Origin of the sequence: Paenibacillus sp. FSL M7-1414 (assembly GCF_038003195.1) — a bacterium.
Classification (GTDB): domain Bacteria; phylum Bacillota; class Bacilli; order Paenibacillales; family Paenibacillaceae; genus Paenibacillus; species Paenibacillus amylolyticus.
On the sequence record NZ_JBBOOS010000001.1, the window covers coordinates 5505775 to 5522858 of the forward strand.

Consider the following 17084-nt stretch of genomic DNA (forward strand, 5'->3'; position numbering starts at 1 on the left):
TCCAATGGCTCTCAGGTTGTAGTCATTCATTATTCTATCAAATGTTCACATAAAAAACCAATGAAGGGAAGCGCTTAGCAGCTTCCCGAATCTGTAACCTGTCCTGGACGAGGCACGTCCGCACGCAAATAGGAAGCGGATGCCGGTGGAAAAATCTCCGGTGCAGGTGCAACTGTCTCCTCTGCAAGCTTCGTTTGTTCCATCTGTTGTGATTCCGGAACCCAGGCGAACACTTCACGGAATACATCCTGTACCGTATCTACCGGGATAACGCGCAAGCCATCCAGATTCTCAAAAATGGACTGCCAGTTCTCCGCGGGAATAATAACGGTCTTCGCTCCAGCCTGAAAGGCAGCCTCCACCTTGGCCAGCACGCCACCGATAGGCTTAACCCGACCATGAATACTGATCTCGCCAGTCATCGCTGTCTCATGATCCACAGGACGCCTCTGAATGGCTGATGTAATGGCAGTCGCCATGGCAATCCCGGCGGATGGACCATCAATAGGCGTCCCACCTGGGAAATTCACGTGTAAATCGTAATCATTCGGACGAATACCCATGGCTTTTAATACGGTTAACACATTTTCAACCGAGCCTTTGGCCATACTTTTTCGCCGGAGTGTACGCGAACCGCCTCCAATCTCTTCTTCATCCACAACGCCTGTAATGTTGATTCGGCCTTGATCTTTAAGAGCCGGAACAGCAGACACTTCGATCTCCAAAATGGTTCCCATATTCGGTCCGTATACCGCCAAGCCGTTAACAAAACCCACCTGCGGCTGTGTAGGGACCTTCCGATCAGGCCGTGGCTGAATCTGACTGCTACCCGCCACCCACTCCACATCAGATGCCTGAAGCGTCTCACGCTTCTCTGTCAGCGCAAGTCCAGCAGCCAGCTGGATGATATTGACCGCTTCACGTCCATTGGTTGCATATCGCTTGACCACATCAACGGCATCCGGACATGGACTGAACCCTATTTTCTGAACAGCATCCTCTGCAATTCGCCCAATCTCCTCAGGCAACAAAGGACGGAAATAAACTTCCATGCAGCGGGAACGCAGAGCTGGTGGCAGTTCATGAGGCGAACGTGTCGTTGCTCCAACAAGGCGGAAATCGGCCGGCAGGCCATTTTGAAAAATATCGTGGATATAAGCAGGAGTATGCGTGTCTTCCGAGTTATAGTACGCACTCTCCAAAAACACCTTGCGATCCTCCAACACTTTCAACAGCTTATTCATCTGAATCGAATGCAATTCACCAATTTCATCAATAAAAAGCATTCCCCCATGCGCTTTTGTCACAGCGCCCGGTTTTGGTTGGGGAATACCTGCAACGCCCATGGCTCCTGCTCCCTGATATATCGGATCATGAACCGAACCAATTAAGGGGTCCGCAATACCACGTTCATCAAAACGGGCTGTTGTTGCATCCAGCTCCGTGAATTTCGCGTCTGGCTTGAAAGGCGATGTTGGATTCTTCTTAGCTTCTTCCAAAACGACCCTTGCGGCAGCTGTCTTCCCGACTCCGGGTGGGCCATAAATGATAACATGTTGCGGATTCGCACTGCACAAAGCAGCTTTAAGGGCACGCAGCCCGTCTTTTTGCCCAACAATATCGTTAATGGTAGCTGGACGCGTCTTCTCCGACAGCGGCTTGGTGAGTGAGATCGAACGCAGCTTGCGCAGCTTCTCCAGTTCCTTGCGAGATTCACGCTCAACGGCACTACGGTTTGTTTTCTGACCACGCAGCAGGTTCCAGAAATACAAACCAATCACCACTCCAAAAAATAACTGAATCAACATGATGACCATACCAAATTCCATGTCTTCACATCCTCCTATTTTGTCGCTATTCTCATATGAGATCATGCTAATACTTGGTAGTATAGCCTTTTCAACGCGACGTAAACGGGCGATGCGGAATTTGTATGCGAGAAAATAAAAAGCCCGCCATCGCTGGCGAGCTTTTGCTGTAACAAGATATGAATCAATCAGTGCGAACGACCAGGAATAACACCTGTCTCTTCGTAGGCTTCGACGATTTTGTCGATCTCTTTTTTTAATTCCTCAACCATGATTTCTTCAGGCACTTTACGAATCATCTTACCATGACGGAACAAGAGACCTTCTCCACGAGCACCGGCTATGCCGATATCCGCTTCTTTGGCCTCACCTGGACCATTAACCGCACAACCCAACACCGATACTTTAATCGGCACCTTCAGTTTGGAGATATACTCTTCCACTTCGTTGGCAATGGAGAACAGGTCGATATCCAAACGTCCACACGTTGGGCAGGAGATCAATGTAGCTGCATTTGTGATGAGTCCAAATGTTTTGAGCAGATCACGAGCAACCTTGATTTCTTCTACCGGGTCTGCGCTAAGCGAGATCCTCATCGTTGAACCAATACCCATGGACAGCAAGGCTCCCATACCTGCGGAGCTTTTGATTGTACCGGAGAACAGTGTACCTGCTTCGGTAATCCCGAGATGCAACGGATACGGAATGATTTGAGCTGCTTTGGTATACGCCTCAATTGCCATTGGCACATCTGATGCTTTGAGAGACACGATGATATCATGGAAATCAAGCTCTTCCAAAATACCAATGTGATACAATGCACTTTCTACCATAGCATCTGCCGTAGGATACCCATACTTCTCAAGGAGATGGTTTTCCAAAGAACCCGCATTTACTCCAATCCGAATCGGAATGCCGCGGTCTTTACAAGCCTTAACCACTTCTTCCACTTTTGCACGTTTACCGATGTTACCTGGATTAATCCGAACTTTATCGATGCCGTTCTCAATCGCAAGTAAAGCCAGCTTATAGTTGAAATGAATGTCCGCTACGAGCGGTATATTAATGCGTTTTTTGATTTCCTTGATGGCTGCGGCAGCTTCCTCATTATTCACCGTTACACGTACCACTTGACAGCCCGCTTCTTCCAGTCGCAGAATCTCTGCAACCGTTGCTTCAACGTCTGCCGTTTTGGTTGTACACATACTTTGGATAATGACTTCGTTACTGCCACCGATCGTTACGTTTCCCACTTTCACGGGACGTGTATCCTGTCTTAAATACATGAGTGATTTCTCTCCCCACAACGTCAAAGCTCCACCCTGACAGAGACAAGAATTCGCCTTCTGCCAAAGTGGAGAACTGACAAGTCTATATTTCAGAGTTCAACGGGATTCAGGCCTTTTATTAGGCGCTCTCTTCCTGCTTATCGTCCTTCGATTGGCTTAGTTCAGGCACGACTCTTTTCTCAACAACTTCTTCGGTAATGACACAGTTCGTAACATCTTCACGTGAAGGCACTTCATACATGATTTCCAGCATGATACCTTCAATGATGGCACGCAATCCACGTGCACCTGTGTTACGTTTAATTGCTTCTTTTGCAATCGCAAGCAATGCAGCTGGTTCAAATACCAGATTCACATTATCCAGCTCAAGCAGTTTTTGGTACTGTTTGGTAAGCGCGTTTTTTGGTTCGGAAAGAATCCGTACCAGCGTATCTTCATCCAGCGGCTCCAAAGTGGAGATGACTGGCAGACGGCCTACAAATTCCGGAATCAGACCAAATTTCAGCAAATCTTCCGGCAATACCATACCCAGGTATTCACCTGGTTTCAGATCTTTTTGCTCAGAAACGGTATTAAAGCCAATGACTTTTTTACCGATCCGGCGTTTGATCATTTGCTCCAGACCATCAAAGGCACCGCCGCAAATGAACAGGATGTTTGTTGTATCGATCTGAATGAATTCTTGATGAGGGTGTTTACGGCCACCTTGTGGTGGTACTGAAGCCACAGTTCCTTCAAGAATTTTCAAGAGAGCCTGTTGCACACCTTCGCCCGATACATCACGAGTAATGGATGGGTTTTCGGATTTACGCGCTACTTTATCAATCTCATCGATATAAATAATGCCACGCTCTGCTTTTTCCACATCATAATCAGCAGCTTGAATCAGTTTGAGCAGGATGTTCTCTACATCCTCACCTACATAACCCGCTTCTGTTAATGACGTAGCATCCGCAATAGCAAAAGGAACATTCAAAATTTTTGCCATCGTTTGCGCAAGCAACGTTTTACCAGAACCTGTTGGCCCTAACAGCAAAATGTTACTCTTTGACAATTCAACGTCTTCAATTTTGCTTTGTGTGTTGATCCGTTTGTAGTGATTATACACCGCAACAGACAATGATTTTTTCGCTTGTTCCTGCCCAATAACATATTGATCCAGAATATTACGAATTTCTTTTGGTTTCGGAATATCTTTCAGGTCTACTTCTTCATCATGACCAAGTTCTTCCTCAACGATTTCGGTGCAAAGTTCGATACATTCATCACAGATGTACACGCCTGGTCCAGCGACCAACTTGCGTACCTGCTCCTGAGATTTACCGCAAAAAGAGCATTTCAACTGCCCTTTCTCATCGTTAAATTTAAACATGAAACCACCCCTTTAGGAATTGATCGGTCTACTGAGCACCTGGTCAATAATGCCGTACGTCTTAGCTTCTTCAGCGCTCATGAAGAAGTCACGGTCGGTATCCCGCTCAATTTTCTCAAGAGGCTGACCCGTACGATCGACGTATATTTGATTCAGTTTCTGACGTGTTTTAATAATCCATTCTGCGTGTATCTTAATATCCGCAGCCTGTCCTTGAATGCCGCCAAGCGGCTGATGAATCATTACTTCGCTGTTTGTCAGCGCATATCTCTTGCCAGGTGCACCGGCTGTCAGCAATAACGAGCCCATGCTTGCTGCCATCCCTACGCAAATGGTAGATACATCCGGCTTGATAAATTGCATCGTATCGTATATACCCATCCCTGCGGTGACAGAACCACCAGGTGAGTTAATGTACAAGCTGATATCCTTCTCAGGATCGTCGGCTGCCAAAAACAAAAGCTGTGCTATGACAAGATTGGCTACATCGTCATCAATCGCACTGGTTAGAAAGATAATGCGATCTTTCAGCAAACGTGAATATATATCGTAAGACCGCTCGCCTCGATTGGTTTGTTCTATAACCATTGGCACCAGACTCATGAGACCAACCTCTTTTCTACATGTAATTAGACATAGGCCACCTGTAAAGCAAACCCAAATTCATTCTAACACTTTCCTGTGACAATGTCATTTTTCACAAGAGGGGTGAGACATCAATTTGTTTACTTTTTTAGCCTGATCATATTTAACCATGTTTTCTATGTATGTGCAAATTGAAGCCATCCTATGCCGTCTTGCCGTTTTTTATTTGCATGAAGTACATAGGTATGTAAAAAGTGTACGCGGATCAATAAAATTAGTGTTCATCCATATAATTACTTCATTTTCTATAAAATGGATGTCATAATTTAAAAATAAGGCACGCAATAATTCACGTGCCTTATCGTTTATTCAACTGACAAGTTGAAAACAGCTTGTCTTATTTATCGTCAGCTTCTGCAACAACTTCTTCAGCTGGAGCTTCAACCGGTTCAACAACTGTGCTGTTCTCAAGGAGAACGTCAATCGTTTTACGCAGTTTTACTTCATCACGAAGGCTGTCCAGGGAACCATTACCCTCGAGGATGCCACGGATCTCATCAGCAGGACGCTTGTAAGATTCAGCCATTTTTTCGAGTTCTTGATTCACTTCTTCATCAGACACTTCAATGTTTTCCGCTTTACCTACAGCTTCAAGCACCAGGTTATTGCGAACACGTTTGGAAGCATCTTCTTGCATTTGTCCTCTCAGGTCAGCTTGTGTCTGGCCAGAGAAGCTCAGGAACATTTCAAGGTTCATCCCTTGGTTGCGAAGACGGTTGTCGAAATCACGCATCATGTTTTGTACTTCGCTCTCTACCATTGCAGAAGGAATGTCCACTTCAGCGTTCTCAGCCACTTTTTCTACAACTGCATTTTCTTGAGCAGCTTTGGCTTCGTCAGCTTTACGGGATTCCAATTGTGTTTTCAGATCAGCTTTGTACTCTTCAAGTGTGTCGAATTCGCTAACATCTTTAGCAAACTCATCATCCAATGCAGGAAGTTGTTTGCGTTTGATTTCGTGAATTTTCACTTTGAATACCGCTTGTTTGCCAGCAAGTTCTGCTGCATGGTAGCTCTCTGGGAAAGTCACTTCTACGTCTTTGAAGTCACCTGTGGACAGACCCACAACTTGTTCTTCAAATCCAGGAATGAATGTGTTGGAACCCAGTTCCAGGGAATAACGCTCAGCTTGTCCACCTTCGAAAGGTACACCATCAACGGAACCGTCGAAGTCGATTACTGCAACGTCGCCGTTAGCAGCGGAACCTTCGTCGATTACAACGAGTTCAGCGTGACGTTGTTGAAGACGCTCAAGTTCTTCAGTCACTTCTGCTTCAGTTACTTCACCTTTTGCTACAGCAACTTCGATTCCTTTGTACTCACCAAGAGTAACTTCTGGTTTCACAGTTACTTTTGCTTTGAACTTGAATGTTTGTCCTTTAGCAAATTGTTCAACATCTACGTCAGGACGATCAACCGGGAAGATATCCGTTTGGTCGATTGCTTCTGTATAAGCTTCAGGAAGCAAAATGTCGATTGCTTCTTGATAAAGGCTCTCTACACCAAAACGTGCTTCGAAGATGGAACGTGGTACTTTACCTTTACGGAATCCAGGTACGTTTGCTTGTTTAACCACTTTATTAAAAGCTTTGTCGAGTGCTGCAGTTACACGATCTGCATCCACTTCAACCTCAAGAACCCCAAGGTTCTTCTCTATCTTTTCCCAAGTTGCTTTCATTGTATACTTTCCCCTCCAAAATTCACATGTTCACGTAGGCAATCACGTACAAAATAACCATTTTAGTATAAACAAGATTAGATTCTTTTTCAAGGGGAATCCCTTGATACAGTTTAAGGAAAACGTTTCCGGCCTCGATTAACCATCCAAACCGGCAGATACAAACTGTTTCATAGAACGATAAGCCTGCTCCAGTCGAAAGCGCATCGCGCCTGTCACAGCATACATTGAGCGGGTATTTTCCTCATCATGCGAACCACCCAGACTGTCTGCAACGGTCATATGTAGAGCTGCTGCCCATATATCTGTCATGGAATCATTTTCTTCCAGCATCGATACATAATCACGGGTTCCATACACCGCCATGACATATTGTATCCACAGTTCCTGGGCAAAATAAAAGAGCGTAGGTTCATGAACCTCCGTCTGATCTGCCACTCGTTCCAGAATCTGAACGATTTGGAGCGGGAATTCCTCTGGTCTAAGAGGCACGGTGTCGATCTCGACTTCAACCTGCTCTTCGCCTCTCGTAAACAGGATCATACCTTGAACACCTCGGCGACGCAAGGTTTGCAACACCCGAAATTGAAGCAGAGGGTGAAGCGACTTATCTTTTAACCAACTGGTAAGTGCCTCGTCAATCTTCGGTAGATCAAGATAGGCCAGCTGCTCCAAAGCCAGCATCGTCTGTTCAGACAGCGGCTCTTCCATTACTGTGCGAAGCATCTTATCTGCATAACCATCATCCTGTTCAAGCTTCATTCGGGCATGCTGCCGTGCCATGTCCTCCTCACTAATCTCTTCTTCCTCTTCTCGTTCTTCAAGAACGGCAGGCGAGGTTTCTTCATATTGAGGAAACGCAGCCTGAAGCCATTCGAGCAGGGCCCGCCATTCATCGTAATGGCGCTCTTCCTGTCCCTGACATTGCAGCAAAAAGTGAAGCAATTTCATCGCTTCACCATACCGTTCATTTTCAAGCATAACTGTCAATTGAATCTGGTAATAGTCCAGCGTCTTAGGAAACAGCACAATATTGTTGTTATGCTCGGTTTCCGGGGTCGTGGATTCCTTAATGGGAGCACCTCCTCTATATCCTGAATCTCCAGTCGGAATCAACATAAATAGATGTATATATTAAAACGATTGTTGCTCTATTTTCTGAGTTCTCCTGATATTCTAACATAACCTTAAATATAATGAAAAAAACGTTACTGCCGCCAAATATCATATACGAAAAATAGTTTAAAATAAAATGCTTGATATTCCTGTATGCATATGATAAAATCAATTTTGCTTGAAAAAATTCATGTCTCAGTAGCTCAGCTGGATAGAGCAACGCCCTTCTAAGGCGTCGGTCGGGGGTTCGAATCCCTCCTGGGACGTATTAAAAGAAAACTTCCTTCGGGAAGTTTTTTTGCGTTCTGGGGATGAGAATCCCAACGGTTCGTCGGAGCATCCGCTTCGTTAGCACCACTTCGCAGTCTCGACTGCAAGGAGAGTATCCCTCCTGGGACGTATTAAAAAGAAGCTTCCTTCGGGAAGCTTTTTTTGTGTTCTGGGGATGAGAACCCCAACGGTTTGTCGGAGCATTCGCTTCGTTACATGCTCTATGTCGTTGCATTGGAGCATCCGTATTTGCTCATTCTATAAGCAACACGTTGAAGTATCGATGTTCTAACGAACACAGGACACTTTATTTGCTCCAAATTCAGCATTGTGGAATTCTAACGAATCTTAGAGAACTTATTTCACCATTCTGGGGTATTAACTCACTTATTCGCACTTCGTAGCCTGATTAACGTCGCTGAGGTTCGTTAGAATCTGAAAATAGCCGTTTTACCCATTATAAGACCACGTGGATTCGTTAGAATTCACAGGGTAGTCAAGGCACCCATTGTCGATTAGGTGTTTTTTCATTTCATTGCTCAATATTGACATAGAATGTTATGCTTACGGAGTGGGTAATGTAACAATCCATACATATTAACTTCTTAGGAAACAGGAGATTTTATCAATGTCATCTTCAATAGAGCAACACTCATCTATCCATACTGAGGAAGAACATTCTTCAACATCCAAAAGATTCGGCCTGTTATTAGCAGGCATTATCGTCATAGCAGCTACCATGAGGTCACCGATAACCGCAACAGGTCCCGTCGTGGAGATGATCCGCTCAGATACAGGTATCGGCCATACGATGGTCGGGCTTCTGACCTCACTTCCTTTGCTCGCCTTTGCAGCAGTCTCTCCTTTTGCACCACGTCTTGCCAAACGTTTAGGACTCGAATCTGCTCTGCTATTGGCTGTTATGATCGTAACCATTGGGGTGGCATTACGCTTGTTGCCTTCCGTTCTCTCCTTATATGCAGGAACCGCAATTTTGGGGTGCGGCATTGCATTAAGCAACGTGCTTTTGCCAAGTTTGATCAAACGTGATTTTCCATTACGGGTAGGTATCGTCACCGGATTATACTCTGTATCCATGAACATATTTGGCGCCATCGCCTCAGGTGTGAGTGTGCCCGTAGCAGGAGCCACATCTATGGGTTGGCGTGCTTCGTTAGGCATGTGGGCCTTGTTGTCCATATTGGCGCTTCTCTTGTGGCTCCCCCAGATCGCCGCAGGACGTCAGCGAATGTTATTCATAGCCACACAGAGTGAAGGGACACCTGTACGTCTACGGACCTCTTCCCTGGCCTGGTTCATTACTTTATTTATGGGTCTGCAATCTCTAATATTCTATACAACGATTACCTGGCTTCCCGAAATTCTTGCTGAGCAAGGATTCAGCCCCACCTCAGCAGGGTGGATGCTCTCCCTGATGCAGATGGTTAGTGTACCAGCTACCTTTATCGTTCCAATCCTCGCCGGCCGAACGCGAGATCAGCGTGTTCTAACCGCGATAACGTGCTCTTCTTTAATTGTCGGGTATGCTTTATTGTTAAGTGGCATCGCTTCGCTCGTTACCATTGGTGTCACGTTGGCAGGAATAGGTGCTGGAGCTTCATTTGGCATGGTAACAATGTTCTTCGTCCTTCGCACAAAAGATGCCAGACAAGCTGCCAGCCTGTCCGGTATGGCCCAGTCCTTCGGATATATGCTAGCGGCAGTTGGACCTTTACTGTTCGGTATGCTTCATGACTGGACAAAAGGATGGACCCTGCCGTTGCTAATACAGGTCATTCTGGCCATCGCTTTGTTAATCGCAGGGATTCAGGCCAGCAAAAATAGAATGATCGGTTAGTCATACAATTCATTTATAAAAAAAACAAAACGGCCTCCATCCTGCAAATCAGGATGGAGGCCGTTTATGCATAGAACAATTCCTTCATTAATTGAATCCATTTTAATCAATTTCAATGAGGAATGAACTTACTTCACTTTTACCTTAATCGTGTCTGTGCTGGTAACACCGCCTGCGTTAATTAACTCTGCCCGATACGTATACGTGCCCGATGTTTTCCCGGACAGTGTAGTCACAGCACTTTGTGCATAAGGTGTAGCCGAACGGAGTTCTTGCGTATCGATCAACTTATCATTTTCATAGAGACGATACTCTGTAGCGTTGGTCCCCCACCACAGGTTCATGGTCACCTTATAATTGCCATCGCCATCCCAGTTATCGTGAGAAAGAACCGCTTTGCCTGGCGTTGCGTTGGTAACCCGAACAGTCAACGTCTGACTACGCGTTGTTCCCTTGTCGTTAGTCAGCTCAGCCACGTACGTATACGTGCCATTGGCTTTGCCCGTGATCTTCGTCTGAGCAAACTGCGCCCAAGGTGCGTTGTAAGTCAGCTTCTGCGTATCAACCAAAACCCCGTCCTCATATAACTTGTAGCTAGTTGCGTTCTCGCCCCACCACAGGTTCATTGTAACGATATACGCGCCCTCTGGTAAGCCGTTGCCTACCCAGTTATTGTGAGACAATACAGGCGTACCTGGGGCCTTGGTTGCCGGAGTTTCAGGTTCGGTCTCCACGGCTTCCAATTTCAGTGCCGTATTGGCTGTGCCCGAAAGCCCCTGTTGGTCTTTTACGGTAAGTTCAACAGCATACTCGCCTGCTTCAATTCCCTCCAAAGGAAGGTTGAAGGTACCATCAGCTTGTACTTCAAAGACTCCTTCTTTATAAACCGATCCATCCTCTTTTTTCACAACATACGTTGCTTCCAGAGAAGCGGCCGGATCAAACGTGATGTCCCATCCGCTGGCAAGCGCAGGAGCTACACGGAAGTACAAGTCTTCCACGCTACCGTTAAGGACAGCAGACTCATCCTCTTTGAACTCCAACGCTTCTGGTGCAGTTACAGCCGGAGCTGTCTTTTTCACCAAAAATGGCGATGTGTCTTCCTTATAGGTTTTGCCGTCCGTACCAATAGTAGTGATGTCTACCGTATATAAACCATCCGGAATCTCAGTCACTTCATCGGTTGTGTAATCTGCATATGAGCCGTCCCAAGCAAGGTTGTATCTTGCATTGGCATTGAAGTTGAAATAGTTACCAAAGATGGAGCCGATATAACCATCTTGATAATATCCACCTTCCGGATTAAGACCATCATAGATCTCAATCAGGGCAAAAGTCATTGGATTATAGAATTCCATCGCTACATTAAGGGTATCCAACGTACCATCAGCCTTCAATGGATAGTGGAATGGATTTTTTTCAGTGCCTTTTACGGTTTCAATATATTTAACCCCACTCAACGTAACGTTGAAATGAGCAACATATGGCACAGTAAAAGTATTGGTTCCGTTTGAGAATTCAATGTATCCTTGTGCTTCTGTAGTCGCAGTAACCCCTCTTGGAACGGTGATTGTTACTGCAAGTTCTTCCTCACCATTCAGTGTGAAGGAACTCTTGTCTACCGCAACGGATACACCAGCGACGTTACGAGTTGGATTCACATTTACGGTGTAATCCCCGCCACTACCATTCAGCGCTTCAACTTTAATCGTTTTGGTAATCGTCTTTTCATCTGTACTTAAGAAATTACCGTAGTTGATACTTCCGGTGATATTCTCCTTTTCAACAACAGAGCCACTTTCTGTGTATTGAGTCACATCAAGCACTTTGACAAAAGCAGCAGGATCAATGGTGTTGACAGCCTGAATACGGCCAGCACCTTGATCAAATACATCAAACTTGGTTGTATCCAGCACTTTACTATTGTTCATCAGTGCAACTTTGATATCAAATGGTGTCCATTCCGGATGCTTCTCGATCAGCAACGCAATCAAACCTGCTACATGAGGTGTAGCCATACTTGTACCTGATTTACGATCATAAGCTTGTGCGTAATCTGCGTCTGGCTCATCCTTGCCGTACGCAGGAATGGTAGACAAAATGCTTGTACCTGGTGCAACAATATCCGGTTTGATGTCCAGCGTTACCTTTGCAGGTCCACGTGAACTGGATGAACTCATTTCATCGCCCGGAGTTTGGGAACGTTCAAAATCACTAAAGCTCACTTCAACGGCTTGGCCTGCGTCCAGCTCAGCCTTGATCACATCTCCATCTTCCTTGGACATGCTCAGTGTTGGAATGAGTTCAAAGTTATCTCCCAGACTTACACCGATTGGACCGGGAATGTTGTTATATACAATAACAGCCAAGGCTCCGGCTGCTTTAGCATTGGCGATTTTCTCTACAAATGCGAGTTCACCACGCTGTATTAATGCCACTTTACCTGTAAAATCCTTGCCTTCAAAATCAGTTGGCTTACCCAGTGCTGCATATTCAAGCTCATATTTTCCTGTCAAAACAGTTTCAGGGTCCGCTGAAAGGCTCCATCCCATCAGATCCAGACGGTAAACCGACTCTGTAATAGCCAGTGGAGCTTCAGTCGGAGCAATTACAGACTCTTCTTCCACAGGGGCAACTTCAGGAGAAGCTTCAACAGGTGCAGAAGGTGATACAGATGGAGTATTTTCTTCTGTTGTAACCTCTTCTACATTCGGAACTTCAGCTTCGTTAGAAACTGTGTCCTCCACAGCCGCTGCACTTTCCTCATCAGCAGTTGCAGGTACACCTTGCTCTGAAACTTCTGGTGCTTCTGTTCCAGGTGCCGTCCCCAGTTCAGGAGATTGTTCAACCTCTGGCACCGGTTGTTGTTCAGGTTGTGCCTCTTCGCCTTCCTCACCAATCCAGAAGTGAGTATCGGCTGTAATCAGCTGGCTAGGTCCTGTAGAGTTACCTACCGTAATGGCCATTGCAGACGCACCCGGAGAACCGAGTGTATAACGGTTAGGTCCACTGTTACCACTTGCTACAACCGCTGTCACACCAGACAACATCGCATTATTCAGGGCAACCGAAGTGATATAACTCGGGTCGTTGGCGGCGTTACCTAACGAGAGATTGATTACGTCCATGCCATCTTGAACAGAACGATCAATTCCGCCGAGTACCCATGAGGTTTGACCACTACCATACGGTCCAAGTACACGGTAAGCATAGATATCTGCTTCAGGAGCCACACCAACAATACCGTAGTCCCCTGCTTCGCGAGCAGCAACGGTACCCGCTACGTGCGTACCGTGAGATGTGTAATAGGGGCTTCCAAGCTCGTTAAGCTCAGGCTCGCCCGATCCTTTCCATTCTTGATATGTTGTTTCATACGGATCATTGTCGTTTCCAACAAAGTCCCATCCGCCTTTGTAAGCTTCCTGCAAATTAGGATGTTCATAGTCAATCCCAGTATCAATGACACCCACTTTGATTCCATTTCCTTTGTAACCCAGATCCCATACTTCAGGTGCACCAATAAAAGGCGCTGTGTCTTTCATGTACGGGTTCACTTCATCTGTCTCGGGCGCTATTGTAACTTCAAGGTCTGGATATACGCTGACCACGCCAGGTATTTGAAGCAATTGTCCCACCTGGTTTCCTTTAAGCTCAATCGCTACACCATTCAGGGCATATGCATATTCTTCCAATACTTCATGTTTGATTTTCTTCTGAGTGAGGCTATGTACAAATGACTGTTGTTGTTGCTCAACTTGAGTCACAGCCTTTGTTTCCATAGAGGAGGTAAAAGATTTTCCGGAGAGGGTTGATTCACCTTGCGCTACTGCAACAGGTTTATTGGAAAGCTCAACGATCACTCGGGTGTTCTCTCCACCCAGACCTTCCAAGCTTTTATCCAAAAATGGATCTGCGGCAAGTTTTGCTTCCCGTCCTGCAAGAATCTCTCTCCATTGTTTGGCTTCGGCTGTACTGGGTAAGTTGTCAAGCTGAATAACTGAATCTGCGGGAGCGGCTCCAGCCGCGGGGAGAATAATGGAAAAGACCATCAGAACACTTAATAACGTGGATATCAATCGTTTACTCAAGGCTTTGCCCCTCCTTTTAAATGTGAATACGTCACCAAATGATGGGTTCCTGCTGTGTTTGTGCGTACTGCAATACGCCTCCAATTTCACCGCCTATCTGCAAGAAGATTGACCCTTGGTAAATTATTCTATCAAAATACCACATTTTCCTTCTAAATACTTACAAATATGATATAGAAATTACTTATATGGGTCTTGAGTATGATAAAAATATCCATTTGTAATTATTTGTCGTTTGAATATTTCATTTTTAAAATAATGCATCAAAAAAAAGACCAAGAGCCTCTTTATCCGAAAGAGGCTCTTGGTGTATAGGGGAAGCGTGGTTAGTATACAAAGAATACCGGAATTTGTTTAACATCGATAAAACTGCTACATATCGCGAAATTTTACTTTATTCTGGCTTCACGGCTTCAATACGCAGGCGCTTGTAATCGGCATACATCGCATCATCTTTCCAAAGGTGAGACATCACGATCTGACTGGTTTCATGGCATATTTGTTGTATCTCTACATGACTGAGACTCTCAAAATAGTCCCCTCCAAAATGAGCCAACCAGCCTACTATACCCTGCTCACCATCTGCTAGTCTCGTAGGACGGTCGTAGTGATAGGCCTGTCGCACCACAAATCCACGTTGCTCTAAAATATGGCTATATTCTCCGATCGAAGGAAAGTACCAAGGGTTGCGTTCCGATGCACGAATGCCCGTGTTTCGCTCCATAACCTGCTCTAATGCATTCACAATGGTCTGCACGTTCCCTTTACCACCGAATTCTGCGACAAAACGCCCTCCGGGCTTCAAAGATTTCCATATACTATCCACCACTAATCGCGGGCTTCGCATCCAGTGCAGGGCTGCATTGGAGAAGACGGCATCATACAGTCTATTCGTCTCAAACTGATGACCGTCTCCTTCCACGAACTCAAGTTCAGGGAATTTCTTCCTCGCACGGCGAATCATGTCCGTCGATGCATCCATGCCAATAACTTCAGCTTCGGCCAGAGAAATTTCATGCGTCAAATCCCCCGTCCCGCAACCCAGATCAAGAATGTATTCCCCTTTTTGGGGTTGAAGCCAAGAGATCAGATTTTTGCCGTATCCGGACACAAAAGCCAGTTTGTCGTCATACTCATCTGCTTGCCATTGATTTAATGATTTCATGGATACCACCGTCGCTTTCGTTATTGATATCCTCATTGTGGCATAGAATTGTTTATTCTTTAAATATATAAATTCTATATTGTTTATAGGTATAACCAATAAAAGCGCTAACGAAGCGGATGCTTCGACGAACCATTGGGGTTCTCTTCCCCTGAACGAAAAACAAGAAGCTTCCCGAAGGAAGCTTCTTGTTCTTTACGTCCCAGGAGGGATTCGAACCCCCGACCGACGCCTTAGAAGGGCGTTGCTCTATCCAGCTGAGCTACTGAGACAAATATGTATAACAAATTTTCGGCGCGGTTCTTATTATACTCTGATTTCTATATTTTTCAATAGTTTTATAAAAAAATTAATAATTATACTTAAATGCGGGCTCAAACATTTACTTTTCGGTGTTATTCTCATACTTCAGCCCCTTTGAGAATATGATAGCTTGAACCAGGTTATATTGAGGAGATTGGGACATTTAGAGTAAGATTAACATCAGACATTTTCAATGTCAGAATTGCTGGGTAATCTTTTGCATACATACATTTCAATGATCCATTGAAGGAGAGAATCGTCATGAGACAGCTTTTATCAGCCCTATCCTATTTCAGTATTTTCTTTGCCCCGTTCCTGTTTCCGATCATTATATGGATTGTTGCCAAGGATGATTACATTGAGGGACATGCAAAACGCGCCTTATTCTCACATGTATTCCCCTTTCTCGCTGCCATTCCGTTATTTTATTTCTTCGTGACTGCGCATAGTCTGGGTTCCGCCGTTGGGTTTGTCATTCTATTCTTTGTGATTTACGGATTAAGCTTTGTGTACAATGTGGTTAAAGGGATTCAAGTGCTGCGCGAGTATGCTTGATCACATCTCCACCTGATCTGACCATCGCATAACAAAACCCGCCGTTCAACAACGGCGGGTTTTTCCAGTTACAGATACAGTCAGAGCAACCAGCAACAGCAACAGGTCACATCTACATATAGCTCAACATCGAACTCTATCCCACTATCGCCACATGTGTTGCTGGAGCGTTACCTGTTAAGCCTGCCCGATCAGATAACGCTGAAGTGTTGGACCAAGCAAACCAAAGGAAAACAACTCACTTTGAAACCGAGCTTTATCTTCTTCTACTGTCATACCTTCGCTGTTCTCAAATGCGGTATCTGTCGCCTCTTCAAACGCAGTATGCATATTATTGTTATACCAGTCGATCGCCGAATCGGAGTGATTGCGTACAATCCGAACAACTTCCAGCGAATTTCCGGGCTGTGTTGAAGCCACGTATACAAGTAACGATGGATCTCCGGCATTTCCAGGCTGCACTTCAACCTCTGCACAAGACAATCCATCCACCTCGGTTAATCTGCGTATTTTGGCATCTTGAATGGCATACATTCGTCATCGCGCTCCTTTTCCTTTGTGCTTATCATGTACTTTGTTCAATCTGGTATCGTGTCTCTGGTGTGCCCAATCGGTAAATCTCTCGATACACCTGTTGTAATACCGTTTCATAAGCTCGGTTTACGGACTCCTCCGGTGTATCTGGCCATGGGAATACCATGCCAGGAAAGGCCTCTTCCTCCTTTTCCTGCATGAGGCTCAGCAGTCCCAATAATTGCTCCGCTTCCTGCGGCGTTGCCTGAATGATCCATTCATATGATGTTACCGACGGATCCGGAATAACGGAGCGGCCCATGACAGACACATAATACTTCATACTGTCCATTGCATGTTCTCTCCTTCACAGGCATGTTGAGGCCGTTGTCCCTAGAACTAGTTTCCGAAGAGGACAGACATT

12 protein-coding genes and 2 tRNA genes are annotated in these 17084 nt (G+C 45.4%); 3 read left to right on the forward strand and 11 right to left on the reverse strand.

Annotated features, from left to right (window positions below; translation table 11 throughout):
• Positions 1 to 74: 74 nt before the first annotated feature.
• The 6 genes from lonB to MHH92_RS24110 all read right to left on the reverse strand — a co-directional run bounded on the left by lonB (position 75) and on the right by MHH92_RS24110 (position 7866).
• A complete protein-coding gene (gene lonB / locus MHH92_RS24085) occupies positions 75 to 1829 on the reverse strand; it encodes an ATP-dependent protease LonB (RefSeq protein WP_036605888.1) in 1755 nt (584 codons plus the stop codon).
• Between the two features lie 167 nt (positions 1830 to 1996).
• On the reverse strand, positions 1997 to 3094 hold the full coding sequence (ispG, locus tag MHH92_RS24090; protein WP_017692591.1) for a flavodoxin-dependent (E)-4-hydroxy-3-methylbut-2-enyl-diphosphate synthase: 1098 nt from the start codon (positions 3092 to 3094) through the stop codon (positions 1997 to 1999).
• 121 nt (positions 3095 to 3215) lie between these two features.
• Complete coding sequence (gene clpX / locus MHH92_RS24095; protein WP_036605887.1) at positions 3216 to 4469, reverse strand: ATP-dependent protease ATP-binding subunit ClpX; 1254 nt, start codon at positions 4467 to 4469, stop codon at positions 3216 to 3218.
• A gap of 12 nt (positions 4470 to 4481) precedes the next feature.
• Positions 4482 to 5072: an ATP-dependent Clp endopeptidase proteolytic subunit ClpP gene (clpP, locus tag MHH92_RS24100; protein ID WP_036605886.1), complete on the reverse strand. Its 591-nt coding sequence runs from the start codon at positions 5070 to 5072 to the stop codon at positions 4482 to 4484.
• A gap of 379 nt (positions 5073 to 5451) precedes the next feature.
• Positions 5452 to 6792, reverse strand: a complete 1341-nt coding sequence (tig, locus tag MHH92_RS24105) for a trigger factor (protein WP_340906841.1) — start codon at positions 6790 to 6792, stop codon at positions 5452 to 5454.
• Between the two features lie 138 nt (positions 6793 to 6930).
• Positions 6931 to 7866, reverse strand: coding sequence for a hypothetical protein (locus MHH92_RS24110; protein WP_174806500.1), 936 nt, complete (start codon positions 7864 to 7866; stop codon positions 6931 to 6933).
• 234 nt (positions 7867 to 8100) lie between these two features.
• Here MHH92_RS24110 and MHH92_RS24115 point away from each other — a divergent pair.
• Both MHH92_RS24115 and MHH92_RS24120 read left to right on the forward strand, forming a co-directional pair.
• A tRNA-Arg gene (locus MHH92_RS24115) sits at positions 8101 to 8174 on the forward strand.
• Between the two features lie 632 nt (positions 8175 to 8806).
• On the forward strand, positions 8807 to 10036 hold the full coding sequence (locus MHH92_RS24120) for a CynX/NimT family MFS transporter (RefSeq protein WP_340906843.1): 1230 nt from the start codon (positions 8807 to 8809) through the stop codon (positions 10034 to 10036).
• Between the two features lie 128 nt (positions 10037 to 10164).
• Here MHH92_RS24120 and MHH92_RS24125 read toward each other — a convergent pair whose 3' ends face one another.
• From MHH92_RS24125 to MHH92_RS24135, 3 genes are all read right to left on the reverse strand, one after another.
• Positions 10165 to 14124 (reverse strand): S8 family serine peptidase, encoded by a 3960-nt coding sequence (locus MHH92_RS24125; protein WP_340906845.1) that lies wholly within the window; start codon positions 14122 to 14124, stop codon positions 10165 to 10167.
• A 394-nt stretch (positions 14125 to 14518) separates the two neighbouring features.
• A complete protein-coding gene (locus MHH92_RS24130) occupies positions 14519 to 15289 on the reverse strand; it encodes a class I SAM-dependent methyltransferase (RefSeq protein WP_340906847.1) in 771 nt (256 codons plus the stop codon).
• A gap of 198 nt (positions 15290 to 15487) precedes the next feature.
• Positions 15488 to 15561: transfer RNA gene (locus MHH92_RS24135), tRNA-Arg, on the reverse strand.
• Positions 15562 to 15853: 292 nt separating this feature from the next.
• Between MHH92_RS24135 and MHH92_RS24140 the strand changes: the two genes are divergently transcribed.
• Positions 15854 to 16147 (forward strand): DUF4870 domain-containing protein, encoded by a 294-nt coding sequence (locus tag MHH92_RS24140; protein ID WP_017692583.1) that lies wholly within the window; start codon positions 15854 to 15856, stop codon positions 16145 to 16147.
• 177 nt (positions 16148 to 16324) lie between these two features.
• Here MHH92_RS24140 and MHH92_RS24145 read toward each other — a convergent pair whose 3' ends face one another.
• Both MHH92_RS24145 and MHH92_RS24150 read right to left on the reverse strand, forming a co-directional pair.
• Complete coding sequence (locus tag MHH92_RS24145; RefSeq protein WP_036605881.1) at positions 16325 to 16681, reverse strand: hypothetical protein; 357 nt, start codon at positions 16679 to 16681, stop codon at positions 16325 to 16327.
• Positions 16682 to 16712: 31 nt separating this feature from the next.
• Complete coding sequence (locus MHH92_RS24150) at positions 16713 to 17012, reverse strand: hypothetical protein (RefSeq protein WP_017692581.1); 300 nt, start codon at positions 17010 to 17012, stop codon at positions 16713 to 16715.
• Positions 17013 to 17084: the final 72 nt, after the last annotated feature.

What these genes read in the sequence shown, in the direction of transcription:
- clpX (WP_036605887.1), bottom strand. Translation starts at nt 4,469, where the DNA reads ATGTTTAAATTTAACGATGAGAAAGGGCAGTTGAAATGCTCTTTTTGC.
- tig (WP_340906841.1), bottom strand. Translation starts at nt 6,792, where the DNA reads ATGAAAGCAACTTGGGAAAAGATAGAGAAGAACCTTGGGGTTCTTGAG.
- MHH92_RS24145 (WP_036605881.1), bottom strand. Translation starts at nt 16,681, where the DNA reads ATGTATGCCATTCAAGATGCCAAAATACGCAGATTAACCGAGGTGGAT.
- MHH92_RS24140 (WP_017692583.1), top strand. Translation starts at nt 15,854, where the DNA reads ATGAGACAGCTTTTATCAGCCCTATCCTATTTCAGTATTTTCTTTGCC.
- ispG (WP_017692591.1), bottom strand. Translation starts at nt 3,094, where the DNA reads ATGTATTTAAGACAGGATACACGTCCCGTGAAAGTGGGAAACGTAACG.
- clpP (WP_036605886.1), bottom strand. Translation starts at nt 5,072, where the DNA reads ATGAGTCTGGTGCCAATGGTTATAGAACAAACCAATCGAGGCGAGCGG.
- MHH92_RS24130 (WP_340906847.1), bottom strand. Translation starts at nt 15,289, where the DNA reads ATGAAATCATTAAATCAATGGCAAGCAGATGAGTATGACGACAAACTG.
- MHH92_RS24150 (WP_017692581.1), bottom strand. Translation starts at nt 17,012, where the DNA reads ATGGACAGTATGAAGTATTATGTGTCTGTCATGGGCCGCTCCGTTATT.
- MHH92_RS24120 (WP_340906843.1), top strand. Translation starts at nt 8,807, where the DNA reads ATGTCATCTTCAATAGAGCAACACTCATCTATCCATACTGAGGAAGAA.
- lonB (WP_036605888.1), bottom strand. Translation starts at nt 1,829, where the DNA reads ATGGAATTTGGTATGGTCATCATGTTGATTCAGTTATTTTTTGGAGTG.